This is a genomic window from Thermosynechococcus sp. JY1331 (genome assembly GCF_031583475.1).
Classification (GTDB): Bacteria; Cyanobacteriota; Cyanobacteriia; order Thermosynechococcales; family Thermosynechococcaceae; genus Thermosynechococcus.
Genome location: NZ_CP134180.1, coordinates 1569448 through 1588280, shown reverse-complemented (window position 1 = coordinate 1588280; position 18833 = coordinate 1569448). Strand labels below are relative to the sequence as shown.

Below are 18833 nucleotides of genomic sequence, written 5' to 3'. Positions count from 1 at the left end.
ACAAACTGGTTTATTTTACCAAGCAAGCTTGCTCTAATTGTTCCTAAGAGCGAAGATGAATATGTGCCACTTTTAGCGCAATTTGGCACAAGTGTTATAGGACAATTTTGATTGAACGACCAACGCTGAGAAGGATGTCAACTGACTTATATTATTAAAAAAAACTATACCTACTGACTAGCTCGCTTTACTCTACTTATTTATTTATTGGCAATCATGATTTTTCTTTCATGGCTAGTAATTAAGCTCAAGTCGTGATGAATTCAGGTTTTTTGATTATCAAACAGTAGGTAGAAAATTCTTATTTTTATCTTGTGGCAAATAATTCAGCCCCCACAGAGGGCAGGGGGGAGGCTTGTCATTTGGTTGTGGATTGGGTAAAGTCACCTAGAAGTTTCGTCGTGGTGCCAAAACACCCTTTGCATAAACAACAGATTGGGACAGTTTTAGGCATAGATGCGGCGAGTGGCTCCTAGCTAGGCGATTACCCATGATGTGGGTTCTCAGTTCACTGCTTTGTCGAATCACTGTCAATTTTGTGTGCGAGGAGGATTACCTTGAGCAACGATAGTCGTACCCCTACCGCCTCTCAGGATGCACCTCTTGCGCCTGCTGCTATGCTTGGTCGTTCGCTGCGCTCCCTTTGTTCCTGTCTGCCCCTGCTGGGTACCTTTGTTCTGATTCAGCCTACGCAAGCCCTTGATTTGACCACTCTTGCGGGCGATCGCGATCTGGGTTCAAAGGACATTCGCCCCGAATCTCTCAACCTCCCCTCCCTCTTCAGCACTGAAACCCAAGACCCGCTTGCTGAATTTGAAAATCTTTTATCCGCCGACAAAACCGACCTACTCTTGGGCGTCACCCAAACGGCATGGCAACGCACCATCCAGCCCCAAGTCAGTTTTGCCCCCCTCACCCTCAGAAGACCGGCGCTGACCCTCTCTGCCTTTGCTTCCTTTGACCGTCTCAGCCGTTCTTCTGAGCCGACCTTCAAAGTGGTGGATCGGCGGGTTCGCACCGATAGCTTGGCGGATCTGGTGACGCAGGCCACCACCTCTGTTGTTGCTTCCTTGGCCATTGATACCCCCTTTGCGATGGGTGGCTCTTTGGAGCAGACCACGACAGCAGTTGAACCACCGTCCGCCGCGGGGGAAACGACTCAACTCTCGCAGCGGGTGGCAGTTGTGCACTCTCCAGCCGCATCGACCTCAACTGCAACCCTAGAGCCTGTTCCCTTTGGGCGGGCTGCTGAGCGGCGGCGGCGTACCACCCCTGCCCTAGTTTCAGTCCAACAACCGCCTGCTCGCCCAGCTCTACCTCAACCCACCATTGCAAATCGCCCGCAAACAACAACAGTAGCAGCACCGACACCTGCCGCTGTACAGCCCATTGCCCCCCCTGTGCCCGTCAAGGTGGCACGCTCAATTGTGGCTCCCCCTTTACCCAGTAATCTCGACCTACCCCCTCTGCCCAACTCCGATCGCTTTCTACCTAGCCTAACCACCAACTTTATCTGGCCGGCGCGTGGTGTGTTGACCTCTGGCTTTGGACCGCGCTGGGGACGGATGCACCGCGGGATTGATATTGCTGCTCCCATTGGCACGCCCATCTATGCTGCTGCCGCCGGTGTCGTTACCTACTCCCAATGGAATTCTGGCGGTTTCGGCAACCTGGTGGAAATTCGCCACGCCGATGGCACCCTGACGCTCTATGCCCATAACCATCGCAACTTGGTGCGCGTCGGCCAATACGTTGAGCAGGGTCAGCAGATAGCCGAAATGGGCAGCACCGGTCGCAGCACAGGGCCCCACGTTCACTTTGAGATACATCCCCCAGGGCGGGGTGCGGTCAACCCAATGATCTTCCTGCAACGTACCCAAGGCTAGTCATTGGCGGTTTATTTTGTGGGTGCGGGGTTAGGTACCCCTCGCTCTCTCACGCTCGAAGCATGGATTTGCCTGCAGCAGGCGCAGGTGGTACTTTACGATGCCCTGCTCTCCCCTCGCCTCCTCGAACTCACACCCTCTGATTGCTTGCGGGTGGCGGTGGGCAAACGGGCAGGGGCTGAGGCAGTTCCCCAAGCGGAAATCAACCGCCTTTTAGTGGACTACGGCCAGCAGTACCAGCGGGTTGTCCGCCTCAAAAGTGGCGATCCGGGGCTGTTTGGCCGTTTGCATCAGGAACTGGATGCTGTCCTAGGGGCAGGTCTAGAGGCGGTGGTGATTCCGGGTCTATCGTCAGCGCTGGCGGCACCACTGCTGGCGGGATTGTGTCTGACGGCAAAGGATGTGAGCCAGTCCGTAGCGATTCTGTCGGGACATGCGCCAGAAACCCTTCCTTGGGCAGCGATCGCCCAAATGGAGACGCTGATTTTTTTGATGGCCACCCGTTCCCTGCGATATATTGCCGAGCAATTGTTGAGGCAGGGGCGATCGCCCGCTGAGGGATTGGCCATTCTGCACTGGGCAGGGCAACCCCAGCAACAATTCTGGTTTGGCACCCTAGAGAGTTACCTGAAGACGCCTGACTTTCCAGACATGGCTCCTGCGGTCGTTGTCATTGGCGCGATCGCCCAAAAACGCTACCCTTTGGCTAGTCTAGATCTGGTCTTCCCTGAATTTTTGAAGATTTCCCCATCAGCCATGTCTTCGCTCCACGGCAAAACCATTCTCGTCACCCGGGCAGCAGCGCAAGCGAGTGACTTTACGCAGCAACTGACAGCCGCCGGTGCCACCGTTTTAGAAATGCCGACACTGGAAATTGTTCCCCCCAGTTCTTGGCAGCCCCTCGATCAGGCTTTGGCGCAACTCAATACCTTTGACTGGCTCATTCTCACGTCCCACAATGCCGTTAGCTTTTTTATGGAACGGTTGCAGCATCATGGCAAGGATAGTCGTACCCTCGCGGGTCTCAAGATTGCTGTTGTTGGCGAAAAAACCGCCCAAACCCTCAGCAGTTACGGCTTAGTGGCTGACTTCACCCCCAGTGAATTTGTCGCCGATGCCCTAGTGGCAGAATTCCCAGAACCTGTAGCGGGGTTGCGTTTTCTCTTCCCACGGGTTGAAAAGGGTGGGCGACCCGTGCTAGTAGAGACCTTTACAGCGGCCGGGGCTGAGGTTGTTGAGGTGCCCGCCTACGATTCCCGCTGTCCCCAAGCGGCGGATGACCGCGTCCTAGCAGCACTTGCAGCGGGTGAAGTGGATATAGTGACATTTACCAGTTCTAAAACAGTGAAACATTTTTGCCAATTGGTGGGTGCGCAGGCGGCAGAGTTACTTCAGACTGTGCAGATTGCCAGTATTGGCCCGCAAACCTCGCAAACTTGTCGCGAACTCTTGGGACGGGTGGATACTGAAGCCACAGAGCATACCCTTGAGGGACTCCTTCAGGCGTTATTACGGATCACTTAGTGCTTTGGGTACACCAATCCGCTAGTGTGAAAAAAGGACTGTTGTAAGGCAATTGTGGAGCATGACACACGCAACCGATGTGCTGACCCTTGGCCGTTGGATGGCGGCGGATTTTAGTAACCAAGCCCAAGCCTTTGAGAATCCCCCCTTCTATGCCCATATTCGGGTGTGTATGCGCCCCCTGCCCAGTGGTCTTTTGGAGGGCATTGCCCTTTATGTGGAACAGGCCTATGACTATCTCCTAGGTGTCCCCTACCGCACACGGGTTTTAGAACTGGTGCCCGCCAATGATCACATTGTGATTAAAAATTACGTACTCAAGGATGAAAAACGCTTTTTTGGAGCAGCTCGCGATCGCCAGCGGCTTCAGGCGATGACAGCCGATGATTTGGAACTCCTCTGTGGCTGCAATATGCTCACCTACTGGACAGGGCACAGCTTTCGCGGTGAAGTGGAGCCGGGCAAAGCCTGTAAAGTCGTGCGTAAAGGACGGGAAACCTATCTTGATAGCACGTTTGAAATTGATGGCGATCGCTTCATTAGCCACGATCGCGGACGGGATCCCGAAACCGATGAGCACGTTTGGGGCTCCGTGGCAGGTCCCTTTCACTTTGTGCGCTGGCAGAGCTTTGCTGATGAAATTATTGCCTAGGCGGTTTGCCAATCGGGTAACGGTTTGCCTTGGTAATAGAGGCGAAAGAGTCCCCAAGCTCCTAGGGCGATCGCCACCAAGCTAACCACTTGGGCAATTCGCAGCGGGCCCAACATCAGGCTGTCCATGCGCAGTCCTTCAATCCAGAAGCGACCCAAGCTGTAGGCAATGGCATAAACCATCAGGAGCGTTCCCGGTTTTTGATAGCGAGGTTGACGAAAGAGCCACAGCAGGAGAACAAAGACTCCTAGGTTCCAAAGGGACTCATAGAGAAACGTGGGGTGGTAATAGGCTTCGTTGATTAGCGCCGGGGGACGCTGCGGCGCAGGGATATAGAGTTTCCACGGCAAATCCGTAGGGGCACCAAAGGCCTCAGAGTTAAAGAAATTGCCCCAGCGCCCAATGGCCTGTCCCAAAATTAGTGAAGGGGCAATGACATCCGCCACTTGCCAAAAGGAAAGCCGCTGCACATAGGTAAAGATCGCCATCGCTAGCATACCACCGAGGATGGCACCGTGAATGGCAATGCCGCCTTTCCAAATTTGCACCACTTGATCTAAGTGCTTTTGGTAAAAGCCCCAGTTAAAGGCGACGTAATAGAGCCGTGCAGCGGGAATAGCGGCAACCACAAGCCAAATCGACAGATCCGCAATCAGATCAGGATCAATCTGCCGCTGGCGTGCCAAGCGTTGACTCAGCCAAATGCCAATAAAGACGGCGGCAGCAATGAGTAGACCGTACCACCGTAGGGTGATGAACCCTAGCTCAAGGGTGGCACCGGGGGATTGGAAAGTGGCGATCATGCCTAGAATAGGTTCTAAACAGCGCGAGCAGTCTGAATGACAGTGGCAAAGGCGTCGGTATCCAACACGGCCAATTGAGCCAGCATCTTGCGATTGAGTTGAATATCGGCTTTTTTGAGGGCACCCATGAGTTGACTGTAGCTCATGCCATGTTGACGCGCAGCAGCGTTAATCCGCGCAATCCAGAGCCGCCGAAAGTCCCGTTTGCGCCGCCGGCGATCGCGATAGGCATTGCACAGTGCCTTCATGACCACCTGATTGGCGGTGCGGAAGAGCTTGGAGTGCCCCGCACGATAGCCCTTGGCGAGCTTGAGAATTTTTTTACGCCGTTTGCGGGCAACGTTACCCCGTTTGACCCTTGCCATAGTTCAATTTCACCCTTGATCAAAAACTGAAAATTTATCAATTAAGCGTAGGGCAGCATCAGCGATACTCGCTCAACATCCCGTGGATCGACGAGGGCTTTGTGGGAAAGACGATTCTTGCGATCGCTCCCCTTATGTTCGAGTAAGTGATTTTTGTTGGCCTTACGGCGGACAAACTTACCACTGCCCGTCGTCCGAAATCGTTTGGCAGCAGCACGACGTGTTTTTAGCTTTGGCATAGCCTTGCCCTATTTTAGACACAGCTTACTAGTGTACTATTTTGAAGAGAGTCTTGGCAAGCTGCATGGAACTGGAGTTCATTCCTGTCGAAGAGTTTTATTTTGCCCTTACCTTGGCCATGCGCACCCTAGAAGATTTAGGCGATGCGGCATTTGTGGAGCGGGTGCGATCGCGCTTGCAGGAGCGGTTTGGTCAAGCCTCAACGGTTGCTGCCGGCAAGCAAAACACCTTTAACTATGTCTTTCGCGTCAAGGGGGTGGACAATAGCCCCGCCCCGCAGTTAATGCTTTCGATCGCTGACTGGCAGGGAAAAATCCGCCTCAGCAGTGACTATGGCTGGACATTGGATGCGCAGCGCAAAACCATCCGCACCGAGAAATTTGGCGATCGCTCCCAATTTTGCCAACAGGTGAAAGCCCACTTAGCCCAGTGGCTGGAATTACCCGAATTTCTTGAGGCCTAAATGTTTGACCTAGGGACCGCCCTTGAGAGAGCCATTAAAACTTGGTCGGTGGTGCATACCCTCTTTTTGCCGCCAGATCAGGTAGTGCAGGCACTCCGCACCATTGAGCAACGAGCCGATGTTCATGGTCTCGCCTGGGGGGGGTACCCGCAAGCGGAACGCTGTCGGCTGGCGATCGCCCCCACTGAACTCAGTCTTGAGGAGCAACAGCCGCCCCTTGCTTTGGTGCGAATCACAGGCAACTTTCTCTTTGATCCCGCCACCTACAGTGATTTTGAGCGAGCGATCGCCAATGCCGGTCTTGATGACGGCGATTATGGGGATGTGATTCTCCTTGGGGAACGGGGGGCACAGGTCATTCTCATCCCTGAAAAAGTCCCTACTTTACAAGAACACTTAAAACAAGTGCGGACTGTAGCGGTGACCGTCGATCTCTGTGACTGGTCAGAACTGGCCGTAGCGCCCCCCCAACGGAAATCCCTCAGTACCGTCGAAGCATCATTGCGCTTGGATGCTGTGGCCTCAGCCGGATTTGGTGTTTCCCGCAGTAAAATGAGCGAGTGGATTAGCCAAGGGCTAGTGCGGGTGAATTGGCACATTGTGCAGCAACCGCGGCATCTCCTTAAGGTGAATGACCTCATTGCCATTCGCGGCAAAGGGCGATTGCGGATTCAAGAGATTCAAGTGACAAAGAAAGAACGCTACCGCATCCAGATGGAGCGCATTCGCTAACACTATGGCTCTGCTGCTGTCGAAATTACTGCCGCCACTGCTGTATCCATTGTCCTTGGCCTGTTGGGCATTGGTTTTTGCCATTGTTCGCTTTTGGCGTGCCCCCCAACAGGCAGCGATCGCCCTTGTGATTGCCCTGAGCATTTTACTCCTGAGCGGCAATGACTATGTGGCAACAGCGCTTATTGCTTCCCTAGAGCGGCAGTATTTACCCCCTGATCCCATGCCCAAAGCTGCCGCGATCGTTGTTCTCGGTGGGGCGGTTGTCCCGCAAACGGCGCCGAGGCCTTGGGTAGAAGTCACGGAAGGGGGCGATCGCATCCTCTACGGTGCCCATCTTTTTCGCCAAGGCTATGCCCCCTATCTCATCCTCAGTGGAGGGCGTATTGACTGGCTGGGCGAAACCTTTCAGCGGGGCGAAGCAGCAGACATGGCGGAAATTGCTGCCACCTGCGGTGTGCCGACAGACAAGATGCTGCTAGACACCACCTCACTGAACACCTATGAAAATGCCGTGAATGTCAAAGCGCTTCTGGAGCAGCATCAAATTCAGGGGGATCTGCTGCTGGTGACCTCTGCTTACCACATGCCCCGCTCCGTGGCCATTTTTCGCCGTTTGGGAATGAAGGTGATCCCGGCACCCACGGACTATCGGTACCTGTCGATCGCGCGATCGCCCACTTGGCAAAACCTACTGCTCAGCCTGATCCCCAATCCCTACAACGTGGACATCACCACGATCGCCCTACGGGAATACCAAGGTCTGCTCGTTTACAAACTCAGAGGTTGGCTTTAGAGACCCTGAGCACGCAGAAACCCTTGACACGCCTCCACAAAAGCAGGGGCTGACTCATAGGGCAAGACATTGCGCCCCGCAATCACCACTCCCTCAGCATTGGGAAATGTCTTGGTATAAAACTGCAACCGTTCTTCAGGCAATTCAGCCCCACCCTCCCGACTGATACTCGAGGCTTGGTCTCCCATCACCACAAGCACTGGCTGCTGAGTCTGCTGCATTTTCTCACGATAGTCTCGGCGCCAAAAACCCGACAGGAATGAATACACCGCATGGCGACTCTCAAGGTCAGCACAACCAGCGGCCAGCATCTTTAGCCACTCATCATCCACATCCTCAGGCTTGGCAAAAAGCTGCTTGATTGAAAACTGCCGCAGGAAATGTTCTTGGCGGGCATAGAGATAAAAGCCCCAACCCAAGGGGGAGTCAAAGAGATTCCAGCGCACCTTTTGCCACCTAGGATCAGTGTTTTCAGAAACGAGAGAAGCCGCTGGAGGGCCACTGAGGATCATTGCCCTGACTACTTGGGGATCAAGGTGCACTAGCTCCATCGCTACGGGAAACAATGCCCCTTGGACAACAAGAATCACCGCTTGGCGAATCTCAGAGGCGATAAAGACCTGTAACTGAGCCGCCCAATCTTCGGGGTAATAGGCAATGTGGGGTAGGGCGCTCTGGCCACAGCCGAGCAAGTCAGGGATATAAAATGAGTAACCTTCCCCTTGGGACTGCCAATGATCCACACAGCGATCCCAGAACCGCCCAGAGAGGCCAACCCCCACTGGATGGATAAAAAGAATCGGTGTTTGCCCTTCTTCCGAACTCAAGCGATAGGCGCAGGAAAGACCCTGCCACTGATAAGTTCTAGAGGCCAATGACGGCATTCCTAACGCTCCTGCAAATTGCCTGAAAAAACTCTATGTAACGCGATCAACGGTAAAGTTGTTACTCCTCTCAACAATATGACTGAACCCTAACATTCAGTAGAAATTTTAACCAAATTTTTCCCTTGCCTTAACCTAATCCCTTGAATCTGTTGCTTATTCTGACGAAAGGGTAGTTTGATCGGTTCGCCTTTTTGAAATGTGTGGGCAACCGTCACCCCGAAGGTACTTTACTTGCAAAACGTTGTTTACTCCGCTAGGAAACATCACCATGTTTACATCTGCAAAAAGCTATGCCCGCCTAGGGGTAGTTGCAGCCATCGCGGCTCTGTCGGGTAGCCTGATTCCTGCTGCTTTTTCCCAAGGGACACCTACGATTCGCATTGATGGCTCCAGCACTGTTTTCCCCATTACCGAAGCTGTTGCTGAAGCCTTCCAAAAAGCCCAAGGGGGCAAAGTCCGCGTTACGGTAGGTGTGTCCGGTTCAGGCGGTGGCTTCAAGAAGTTCTGCCGCGGTGAAACGGATATTTCCAACGCCTCACGCCCCATTTTGGCCAAGGAAATTGCTGACTGTCGCGCTGCTGGTATCAACTTTATTGAACTGCCAATCGCCTACGATGCCATCACCGTGGTGGTTCATCCTCAAAATACTTGGGCAACAAGCTTAACGGTTGCTGAATTGAAGCGGATGTGGGAACCCGATTCTAAAATCAATAACTGGAGCCAAGTGCGCCAAGGCTTCCCCAATATTCCTTTGAAACTCTTTGGGCCAGGTGCCGACTCTGGAACCTTTGACTATTTCACAGAGGCCATCAATGGTAAATCAAAAGTCAGTCGCAAGGATTTCACCGCCAGCGAGGATGATAATGTGCTAGTTCAAGGTATCGCTCGCGATCGCGGTGCGCTTGGATACTTTGGTTTTGCCTACTATGCGGAAAACCGCAATCGGCTCAAAGCGGTTGCCATTGACAGCGGCAAAGGCCCTGTTCCACCTTCCGAGCAAAACGTGCTGAATGGGACATACCAGCCCCTCTCCCGTCCCATCTTTATCTACGTCAACGCTAAGTCAGCGCAGCGGCCTGAAGTACGGCAGTTTGTCACCTACTACCTAAATAATGCCCCGGCCATGGTGAAAAAGGTGAAGTATGTGCCTCTGCCGGCTAGTGCCTACCGCACGATTCTGGCTAACTTCAACCGCAACCGTGTGGGTACGATCTTTGGGGGCAAAGAGGCTATTGGCTTGACAATCAACCAACTGCTGAGGATGCAACCCCAATAGATTAATATTTTGATTTAATGAAGGGTGTGAGGTATCAGCCCTCCACCCTTTTTTCCCATTTTGTCAACCTCAGTCGTTGATTCTCTGAAAAGATAAATTCCAACTAAAAGATTTTTGCTTGCTGGAATAATACCCATGGTAGAACAGCCCCTACCCTACTCAACGAAGCTCCCCGTCGCCTTGCCATCCCGTACTGTGAGGATTTGGCGCGAACGGATCATTGCTAGCATTCTTTTTTTGGCAGCGATCTCATCGGTCGTAACAACACTGGTCATCATCTATATCCTTTTTGCCGAGACAGTCATCTTTTTTGAAAAGGTGATGGAAGTGCACCAAGAATCTCTCTTTGAGGCTCTGCTGGAGTTCTTTACGAGCACGGACTGGTCACCTCTAATTGAGCCGGTGGGAATTGGTATCTTACCCTTGCTCTCCGGAACCTTCACGACCTGCTTTGTGGCCAGTTGTGTGGCTATTCCCCTTGGCACGATTGCGGCCATCTATCTGAGTGAGTTTGCACCCGCCAAAACGCGGGAGATCCTCAAGCCTATCCTTGAAATCTTGGCGGGTATTCCCACTGTGGTTTACGGCTACTTTGCCCTTTTGGTGGTCACTCCCTTTCTCCAGAAAATCATTCTTGGCGTTCAGCAATTCTTTAATCCTGGTAAAGAACCTTGGGAATACTTTGAGCTGCCTGGTTTTAATATGTTGGGGGCAGGTATTGTGGTGGGGCTAATGGTGCTGCCCTATATTGCCAGCTTGACAGAAGATGCCCTCCAAGCTGTTCCTTTGCAACTGCGGGAGGGATCCTATGCAATGGGGGCAACGCGTTTGCAAACAGCAATCAAGGTTCTCATGCCGGCTGCTATCTCTGGCATTATGGCCGCCTATATTTTGGGGCTGGCACGGGCAATTGGCGAAACAATGATTGTGGCCGTGGCCGCGGGGTTACAGCCGAAGTTTACGTTTAATCCTCTAGAGGGGGCTTCAACCACAACTGCTTTCATTGTGTCAGTGAGTTTGGGGGACTTGCCCCACGGATCACTAGAGTATCAGTCGATTTTTGCCGCAGGGATCATGCTGTTTTTTGCAACCTTGATCTTAAACGTGCTGGGCTACTTCTTGAGTCGCCGTTATCGTGAGGTGTACTAGCCATGCGTAGCCAACGAACGATTCTCAATAACCTCCGCAATTCGATCGCGATCGCGGCCTCGATTCGGGAGCGCAAGCGCTGGGAACAGTTTTTTATCGTTTTAGGTTGGTTCTCCCTGCTAGTCGCCTTACTCACCCTTGTTTTTCTTGTGGGTGACCTCTTCCTGCGCGGCTTACCTATGCTGAACTGGAAGTTTTTTACTTCACCGCCGAGTAGTGACCCCGAAGAGGCAGGTATCCTCACGGCATGGGTGGGTAGTTTATTGGTCATTCTTGTAACGGCGTTTGTGGCTATTCCTTTGGGCATTGCGGCGGGCATTTACCTCGAAGAATATGCTCCCAAAAACTGGCTGTTGGATTTCATTGAGGTGAACATTACCAATCTGGCGGGTGTGCCCTCAATTATTTATGGCCTACTGGCTCTCGGTTTCTTTGTCTATATCCTCAACTGGGGCGAAAGCATTCTGACTGCCGGGTTTACACTGGCATTGTTGATTTTACCCGTGGTGATTGTGACCACCCGTGAATCCTTGCGCGCCATTCCCCAGGGGATTCGGGAAGCCGCCTATGCGGTTGGTTCGAGTCGCTGGCAGGTGATTGCTGATCATGTGCTGCCCTACTCGATGGGGGGGATTCTCACGGGGATTATTGTGGGTATCTCCCGCGCGATTGGCGAGACGGCGCCCCTGATCACCATTGGTGCTTTGACGTTTATCACGTTCTTGCCAGATCCACCGATTCAAAGCGAGTTTCCCTACATTTCGTTTAAGTGGATTTGGTCTCCATTTACGGTGCTGCCGATTCAAATGTTTAACTGGGTTTCCCGTCCGCAAGAGGCCTTTCAAGTGAATGCTGCAGCGGCTGGGATTGTCCTGCTGGTGTTGACGCTGGCGGTGAATGCAACAGCTATTTATCTACGCTATCGTTTTAGGAAGAGTATCAAATGGTAAAACCTACAGATCGGGTCGTGACGACCGAGAACGAGCCACTGAAAAAGCTGGCAGAAGTTCGGGACTTGAACTTTTACTACGGTGGCAAGCAGGCTCTGAAAAACATCAACTTGCCGGTCTATGAAAAGAAAGTTACGGCACTGATTGGGCCTTCAGGTTGTGGCAAGACCACGTTGCTGCGTTGCTTTAACCGCATGCATGATCTGTATCCCGGCAATCGCTACGAGGGGGAAATTTGGTTGGGGGATGAGCAACCGCGTAACCTCCTGCAAATGGATCCAATCGAAGTGCGGATGCAGATTGGCATGGTCTTCCAAAAGCCCAATCCTTTCCCCAAGTCGATTTACGAAAACGTTGCCTATGGATTGCGGGTGCGCGGCATCAATAACCGTGCGATCCTCGATGAGGTGGTGGAGCGATCGCTCCGTCGTGCTGCCCTGTGGGATGAAGTCAAAGATCGTCAGAAGGAACCGGGCACGTCTCTGTCGGGCGGTCAGCAGCAGCGGCTCTGTATTGCCCGTGCCCTAGCCACTGATCCAGAGATTATTCTCTTTGACGAGCCAACATCGGCATTGGATCCGATTGCCACGGTCAGTATTGAGAACCTGATTAGCGAACTCAAGGAGCAAGTGACGATTCTGATTGTGACCCATAACATGCAGCAGGCGATTCGTATTTCCCAGTTCACCGCCTTTATGTATTTGGGCGAAATCGTTGAGTACAACGAAACCATGTCCATCTTTACGAAGCCAGTGGAACAGAAGACCGCCGATTACGTGAGTGGTCGCTTTGGTTGATCGCTGCGTCAAGTCCGCTTGAGAATGTGGTCTAAGAGGTAAGGTGTGGTTGTGAATCGATCGCTACCCTAGGGCTAGTAGTTATTTGTTCTCGCTCTAGGAGCGCAGTTATGGTGGCATCGCTGGAGTCAACGGTCAGGGAGATTTCACCTCAGGCGATCGCCCGTGAATTAGCGCTCCGCCTTGCGCCGCAGGCCACCTATGTGCGTGTCGCTCACTCCGCCGAAGGCTGGAAAATTCTCCTAGAGGCAGAGCAAATTCCCAATCAACGCACCTGCCTTGATGTCTTGGTTGCTTTTTTAAGTCCTGTCCTCCCCCAATCCATTGATGTCTATGGGCGACAGTTGGGGGGGCAGCGCCCTGCATGGGGAGTACGTCTGCGGCCTCGGCCGGTTGCAACCCCCACACCCACAACAGTTCGCGATCGCCAGCTTGAACCCTTAGCTTTAGCGGCCAGTGTCTTAGGGATTTTTGGTTTAGGAGCCGTCGGCCAATGGCAGTCTCCCAGTGTTTGGTTGGCAGCAGCACCCGAACCCAGCGTTGAACAAGTGCGATCGGTCATTCTCAATGCTGCGCCCACTCTGGCTCCCGCCCACCCACCCCTGTGGTACCACTACTCACCCCCTGAGGCCTTCCGTGGCCGTGTGTTTAATCAGGTTACCTTACCCCCTGAGCAAAAGTTGGTGGCACTGACCTTTGATGATGGCCCTGATCCGACCTACACGCCCCAAGTTCTCGACATTCTTGCCCAAGAAAAGGTCAAAGGGACATTTTTTGCTATTGCCAGAGCCGTTGCAGCGCGCCCAAAATTAGCGCAGCGCATTGTTAGGGAAGGTCATGTCTTGGCCAACCACTCTTGGAGCCACGGCTACCATTACTTTAATCCTGCCGCTGCCCAGCACGAGGTGGATCAAAGTCAACAATTGATTGAAGACATCAGCGGGGCAAATATCAAGCTCTTTCGACCACCGGGGGGAAATCTCCATAATGGTCTGGTGAGTCGCGCCAGCCAACAGGGTTACGGTGTGGTGATGTGGTCAGTGGATCCACAGGATTGGTTACCTCGCCAAACGAGCGATCGCATTGTCAACACAGTTGTTCAGCAGGCGCATGCCGGTGCCATTGTTCTGCTTCATGATGGGGGTGGCTCGCGGCGAGCCACGGTTGCAGCCTTGCCCAGCATCATTGCCGAACTGCGGGCTAAAGGCTATCAATTTGTCACTGTCCCTGAGTTGATTGCGGCTCAAGAGCCAACAAGTCTACCAGAACCCCCTTCTTGGCTAACGATTCAAGAAACGGCGCAGCTTCAGCAGTTGGTTCTGCAACTGGAGACCCGCATTCAAGCTTTAGAAAAAGATTTAAGGACCACACCCCCATGGGCGATCGCCGAACGGGAATACCTAGCAGCCACCCTACGGGAGCAACAGGCAGCCCTGTCTTGGGTGCAACAACGGCTGGTCTTTGAACAAGCTGCTGCAGGTCAATATCAAGCAGCTCTCAAACTGGCGGAGCAGGCGACGCTTGCCGCTAAGGCACAACAATCATCAGTGGCCAAAATCTTGTGGCAGCGGGCGATCGCCACCCTAGACACCATTCCCAACACGGCCTTTGTTGCCCCCCTTGCCCGCATCAAGCAACGACAATATAGCCGCAGAATGCACCAACTACAATAAAGGCAGCACGCGAATCCCCAACAGCCTGCCATGACAATTGAACACCCAGTGCAACTGCCGCCCCTTGAAAATGGCGATCGCCTGACGCGGGACGAATTTGAGCGGCGCTACGCGGCCATGCCTCAGCTGAAAAAAGCAGAACTGATTGAGGGAATTGTTTACGTGGCTTCACCCGTTCGTGTCAGTCACAGTCAGCCCCATGCCGAGATCATGGCTTGGCTCGGTTTTTACAAAGCAGTTACGCCGGGCGTTCTTGTCTATGACAATCCGACGGTTCGCTTGGATGGCGATAATGAACCGCAGCCCGATGCTGTGCTCCGCCTTGAAAGCGGGGGCAACTCCCGCATTAGTGAGGATGGTTATATCGAGGGGGCACCGGAACTCGTGGTTGAAATTGCCGCCAGCAGTGCCGCCTACGACCTGCACGATAAGCTCAGGGTGTACCGCCGCAATGGCGTTCAGGAATATCTTGTCTGGTGTACCTACGATCGCCAGATCCACTGGTTCTCCCTTGAAGCGGGGGAATACCAACCACTTGTTGCCGATACTGAGGGGATGATTCGCAGTCGTCAATTTCCCGGACTCTGGCTTGCCCCTGAGGCATTACTGACCCATGATCTGGGTACGGTTTTGCAGGTACTCCAACAGGGAATTGCCACCCCCGAACATCAAGCGTTTGTGCAAATCTTGACCGAAACTTAAAAAATTTCCCTAATCTGGCATTATGCTGTATAGAATCCCCGTGTCAATAGGGGGGTATTGGCATCGCCCTTGCCAAATGCATCGATTCTGTCTGCCGATTGACCGTTTCATTCACCGTAGCCCTATGTTGCAATTAGACCCCATTTCCAAAACGACCAATCAACATTCTGGTCACAAAGGCTTAGTGATGGCGATCGGGGGAGCGGAAGACAAAGTACGTGGGCGACAAATTCTCACCACTTTCTGCCAACGCGCTGGCGGCCTAGATGCCATCATTGGCGTCATTCCCTCTGCTTCCCGTGAACCCGATGCCATGGGGCGGCTCTACCACGATATTTTCCGCGAAATTGGTGTGCGCGAAGTGGACGTTCTATTGGTGGGCGATCGCGCTGATGCCGAACAGGAAGAAATGCTAGCTCGCTTGAGTCGCTGTACTGGCATTTTTATGTCCGGGGGCGATCAACTGCGTTTGTCGGCGCTGCTGGATGAAACCCCCCTCCTCTACCAATTGCGTCATCAAGTCTGGGAAGGCAAATCAATTCTTGGGGGCACGAGTGCCGGTGCCGCTGTCATGGGTGAGTGCATGATTGCTAGTGGGGGCAGCAATGAAGCTCCAAACCGCTCCTTAGTCGATTTGGCCACAGGCTTGGGTATTCTTCCCCATGTTTTAGTGGATCAGCATTTCCACAATCGCAATCGCCTCGCGCGCCTGATCAGCGCCATTTCTGCTCACCCCGACAAGCTGGGAGTCGGCATTGATGAAGATACCTGTGCCATGTTTGAAGCTGATGGTATGCTGCGGGTTCTTGGTCGTGGCTCTGTCACCATTGTTGATCCTCGGGATGTCAGCTACACGAACTATGCCCATGTGGATGTTAACGAACCCTTGAGTATCTACAACTTGCGCCTGCACATCCTCAGTGATGGTGACTGCTACAATCTCCGCACCCATCAAGTGCAGCACAAATGTATTTTGCCTCCCCTAAATTAAGTTTTCAGGAAAGTGTTGCTTAAGATACAGTTTATTGCGTCACTCGCCTCAAAACTAAAAATGGTAAGTTGTCCTTAAAAAAGCCACTCTTCTATGAAGATTCTCAAATTACAAACGCTGCGGGGTCCTAATTATTGGAGCATTCGGCGTCATAAGCTGATTGTCATGCGTTTAGATCTAGAAGAGGTGGCCAACACCCCCTCCAATCAGATTCCCGGCTTTGTGGATGGGTTGGTGCGGGTTTTACCCAGTCTCTACAATCATTTTTGTTCCCTCGGCCATGAGGGGGGCTTTCTCACCCGCCTAAGGGAAGGCACCTACCTCGGTCATGTGGTTGAGCATGTCGCCCTCGAACTCCAAGAACTAGCAGGGATGCCCGTTGGTTTTGGCCGCACGCGGGAGACCTCAACGCTGGGGGTATATCAAGTCGTCTATGAATACCAAGTGGAAGAAGTGGGTCGCTATGCCGGCCGCGCAGCAGTACGACTCTGTCAAAGCATTATTGATACGGGCACCTATCCCCAGCGCGAACTGGATCAGGATCTCGCCGATCTCCGCGAGTTAAAAGCCAAAGCCTCCCTAGGCCCAAGTACGGAAGCGATTGTCCGCGAGGCGGAAGCCCGTAATATTCCTTGGTTTGAGTTGAGCAGTCGCTCGATTATTCAATTGGGTTATGGTGCCCGCAGTCATCGCATGCAGGCCACCTTGAGCGATCGCAGTGGCATCTTGGCCGTGGAACTCGCAGGGGACAAAGAAGGGGCAAAGCGACTGCTTCAGGATGCCGGAATTCCTGTGCCCAAGGGAACCGTCGTCCGCTATATTGAAGACCTCCCTGAAGCCATTGAGGACATCGGCGGCTACCCGATTGTCATTAAGCCCCTCAACGGCAACCACGGTCGGGGGATTACGATTGACATCAACAGCCTAGAAGAGGCCGAAGAAGCCTTTGAAATTGCCAGCAGTGTCTCCAAATCAGTGATTGTGGAACGCTATCATGCGGGTCGCGACTTTCGGGTTCTAGTGGTCAATGGCAAAGTAGTCGCCGTTGCTGAACGGGTGCCAGCCCATGTTATTGGCGATGGCCGCTCCACTATCGAAGAACTCATTGAGAAAACCAACCAAGACCCGCAGCGGGGAGATGGTCACGATAATATCCTCACTCGCATTGAGGTGAATCACGACACATGGACACTCTTGGAAAAGCAGGGCTATACCCTAAATACAGTCTTGCAACCGGGGGAAATTTGTTATCTACGCGCCACGGCGAACCTGAGTACCGGTGGCATTGCCGTCGATCGCACCGATGAAATTCACCCGGAAAATGTTTGGATTTGCCAGCGGGCGGCTCGGATCATTGGCCTCGATATTGCGGGGATTGATGTTGTCAGCCCCGATATTAGTCAGCCCCTGCCTAAAGTTGGCGGTGTGATTGTCGAGGTCAATGCTGCTCCCGGCTTTCGCATGCACACGAACCCCAGCCAAGGGATTGCCCGCAATGTCGCCGAACCGGTGTTGAATATGCTCTTTCCACCGGGAACGCCCTGCCGCATCCCGATCTTTGCGATTACGGGCACCAACGGTAAAACCACCACCACCCGTCTCATTGCCCATATCTGCAAACAAACGGGGCAAACCGTTGGCTACACCACCACAGACGGCATCTATATTGGCGATTATCTGGTGGAAAAAGGGGACACCACGGGGCCTCAAAGTGCCCAACTGATCCTGCAAGACCCCACGGTTGAGATTGCTGTCCTAGAAACAGCGCGCGGTGGTATTCTCCGCTCCGGCTTGGGCTTTGACCACTGTGATGTCGGGGTGGTGCTGAATGTGCAGGCTGACCATCTTGGCCTTGGTGATATTGACACCGTTGAACAGTTGGCGGACTTAAAGGCCGTGGTGGTGGAATCCGCTTGGCCGAATGGCTATGCTGTCTTGAACGCCGATGATCCCCTCGTGGCGGGAATGGCACGCCAAGTCAAAGCCCAAGTGGCCTATTTCTCGATGAATCCCCACAATCCGATTATTCGGCAGCACATTCAGCAGGGGGGCCTCGCCGCTGTTTATGAAAATGGCTACCTCTCAATTTTGAAAGGGGACTGGACGCTACGGATTGAGCAGGCAGAAAATGTGCCCATTACCCTTGGCGGTCGAGCCGGTTTTATGATTGCCAATGCCCTCGCTGCCAGTCTAGCCGCCTTTGCCCAAGGCATCAGTATTGAGCATATTCGCGCTGCCTTGACCACCTTCCGAACTTCAGTGGAGCAAACCCCCGGGCGGATGAACCTCTTTGATTTGGGGCAATTTAGTGTCTTGGTGGACTATGCCCACAATCCAGCAGGGTATGAGGCCATTGGTGAATTTGTCCAAAAATGGCCAGGGCAGCGCATTGGTGTCGTTGGCGGACCGGGCGATCGCCGTGATCAAGACTTAGAACAACTGGGTGAACTTTCAGCGAAAATCTTTGATTGGATCATCATTAAAGAAGATGACGATACCCGTGGCCGACCGCGTGGCGATGCTGCCTATTGGATTGAACGGGGAGTACATCACCACAGTGTCCAACGCAAATACGACATCATCCATGACGAGGTAGCAGCGATTCAATTTGCCCTCGATCGCGCCCCCCAAGGCTCCCTAGTGGTGATCTTTCCAGCGGAAGTCAGCCGCACCATTCAACTGATTCACCAGCATCATCAACGGCTCCAAGGGAAAACGACCAATGGCTTTCACAGTGAGGGAATTTCCACCAGTGGTGATCTCAATCCCTCCATCTCCCATTAGGCAGTTTCTCGACCGCTGGCAACGCTGATCTGATCAAGTCACTCTGATCAACAGCGAGAAGCACAGTATAGGCCTTTTCAAAAAGGTTGGAGGATCTCACCGCTTTTACATACTCCCTTTATATTAGAAAAAGAATGCTGTATTACCCGAGTGAAGTTCTCTC

General features: G+C 53.0%; 18 protein-coding genes. 14 read left to right on the top strand and 4 right to left on the bottom strand.

Annotated features, from left to right (window positions below; genetic code table 11):
- Positions 1-557: 557 nt before the first annotated feature.
- The 3 genes from RHJ31_RS13250 (at position 558) to RHJ31_RS07625 (ending at position 4062) form a co-directional block, all read left to right on the top strand.
- Positions 558-1886, top strand: coding sequence for a peptidoglycan DD-metalloendopeptidase family protein (locus RHJ31_RS13250; RefSeq protein WP_310445771.1), 1329 nt, complete (start codon positions 558-560; stop codon positions 1884-1886).
- A gap of 3 nt (positions 1887-1889) precedes the next feature.
- Positions 1890-3410, top strand: coding sequence for a uroporphyrinogen-III C-methyltransferase (cobA, locus tag RHJ31_RS07630; RefSeq protein ID WP_302676176.1), 1521 nt, complete (start codon positions 1890-1892; stop codon positions 3408-3410).
- A gap of 61 nt (positions 3411-3471) precedes the next feature.
- Positions 3472-4062, top strand: coding sequence for a chromophore lyase CpcT/CpeT (locus RHJ31_RS07625; protein WP_206199753.1), 591 nt, complete (start codon positions 3472-3474; stop codon positions 4060-4062).
- Here RHJ31_RS07625 and lgt read toward each other — a convergent pair.
- The 3 genes from lgt to rpmI are packed head-to-tail and all read right to left on the bottom strand — an operon-like array spanning position 4059 to position 5469.
- Entirely contained in the window at positions 4059-4865 is an 807-nt protein-coding gene (gene lgt, locus RHJ31_RS07620) for a prolipoprotein diacylglyceryl transferase (protein WP_302676175.1), read from the bottom strand. The two genes, RHJ31_RS07625 and lgt, sit on opposite strands and share 4 nt — an antisense overlap.
- A 14-nt stretch (positions 4866-4879) precedes the next feature.
- On the bottom strand, positions 4880-5230 hold the full coding sequence (rplT, locus tag RHJ31_RS07615) for a 50S ribosomal protein L20 (RefSeq protein WP_149818464.1): 351 nt from the start codon (positions 5228-5230) through the stop codon (positions 4880-4882).
- Positions 5231-5271: 41 nt separating this feature from the next.
- Positions 5272-5469, bottom strand: coding sequence for a 50S ribosomal protein L35 (gene rpmI, locus RHJ31_RS07610; RefSeq protein ID WP_011057993.1), 198 nt, complete (start codon positions 5467-5469; stop codon positions 5272-5274).
- 65 nt (positions 5470-5534) lie between these two features.
- Between rpmI and RHJ31_RS07605 the strand changes: the two genes are divergently transcribed.
- From RHJ31_RS07605 to RHJ31_RS07595, 3 genes are read left to right on the top strand one after another with little or no spacing between them, the layout of a single operon-like run.
- A complete protein-coding gene (locus RHJ31_RS07605; protein ID WP_206201667.1) occupies positions 5535-5933 on the top strand; it encodes a hypothetical protein in 399 nt (132 codons plus the stop codon).
- Complete coding sequence (locus tag RHJ31_RS07600; RefSeq protein ID WP_302676174.1) at positions 5934-6665, top strand: photosystem II S4 domain protein; 732 nt, start codon at positions 5934-5936, stop codon at positions 6663-6665.
- A 4-nt stretch (positions 6666-6669) separates the two neighbouring features.
- A complete protein-coding gene (locus RHJ31_RS07595) occupies positions 6670-7461 on the top strand; it encodes a YdcF family protein (protein WP_302676173.1) in 792 nt (263 codons plus the stop codon).
- Here RHJ31_RS07595 and RHJ31_RS07590 read toward each other — a convergent pair.
- Positions 7458-8345, bottom strand: coding sequence for an alpha/beta fold hydrolase (locus RHJ31_RS07590; protein WP_206199758.1), 888 nt, complete (start codon positions 8343-8345; stop codon positions 7458-7460). The two genes, RHJ31_RS07595 and RHJ31_RS07590, sit on opposite strands and share 4 nt — an antisense overlap.
- A gap of 271 nt (positions 8346-8616) precedes the next feature.
- Between RHJ31_RS07590 and RHJ31_RS07585 the strand changes: the two genes are divergently transcribed.
- The 8 genes from RHJ31_RS07585 (at position 8617) to cphA (ending at position 18670) form a co-directional block, all read left to right on the top strand.
- The gene (locus RHJ31_RS07585; protein WP_206199759.1) at positions 8617-9624 is read left to right on the top strand and encodes a PstS family phosphate ABC transporter substrate-binding protein; all 1008 of its coding nucleotides are present in this window, start codon (positions 8617-8619) and stop codon (positions 9622-9624) included.
- A gap of 135 nt (positions 9625-9759) precedes the next feature.
- The gene (pstC, locus tag RHJ31_RS07580) at positions 9760-10773 is read left to right on the top strand and encodes a phosphate ABC transporter permease subunit PstC (RefSeq protein WP_206199760.1); all 1014 of its coding nucleotides are present in this window, start codon (positions 9760-9762) and stop codon (positions 10771-10773) included.
- Positions 10774-10775: 2 nt separating this feature from the next.
- Positions 10776-11723, top strand: a complete 948-nt coding sequence (pstA, locus tag RHJ31_RS07575) for a phosphate ABC transporter permease PstA (RefSeq protein WP_206199761.1) — start codon at positions 10776-10778, stop codon at positions 11721-11723.
- The gene (gene pstB / locus RHJ31_RS07570; protein WP_225901538.1) at positions 11717-12520 is read left to right on the top strand and encodes a phosphate ABC transporter ATP-binding protein PstB; all 804 of its coding nucleotides are present in this window, start codon (positions 11717-11719) and stop codon (positions 12518-12520) included. The genes pstA and pstB overlap by 7 nt, the downstream gene beginning before the upstream one ends.
- 110 nt (positions 12521-12630) lie before the next feature.
- Positions 12631-14193 (top strand): polysaccharide deacetylase family protein, encoded by a 1563-nt coding sequence (locus tag RHJ31_RS07565; RefSeq protein WP_302676172.1) that lies wholly within the window; start codon positions 12631-12633, stop codon positions 14191-14193.
- 30 nt (positions 14194-14223) lie between these two features.
- Positions 14224-14895 (top strand): Uma2 family endonuclease, encoded by a 672-nt coding sequence (locus RHJ31_RS07560; RefSeq protein ID WP_302676171.1) that lies wholly within the window; start codon positions 14224-14226, stop codon positions 14893-14895.
- Between the two features lie 22 nt (positions 14896-14917).
- Positions 14918-15886 carry a cyanophycinase gene (locus RHJ31_RS07555; protein ID WP_302676170.1) on the top strand — a complete coding sequence of 323 codons (969 nt, stop codon included), beginning with the start codon at positions 14918-14920 and terminating at the stop codon, positions 15884-15886.
- Positions 15887-15979: 93 nt separating this feature from the next.
- Complete coding sequence (gene cphA, locus RHJ31_RS07550; RefSeq protein WP_302676169.1) at positions 15980-18670, top strand: cyanophycin synthetase; 2691 nt, start codon at positions 15980-15982, stop codon at positions 18668-18670.
- Positions 18671-18833 lie beyond the last annotated feature (163 nt).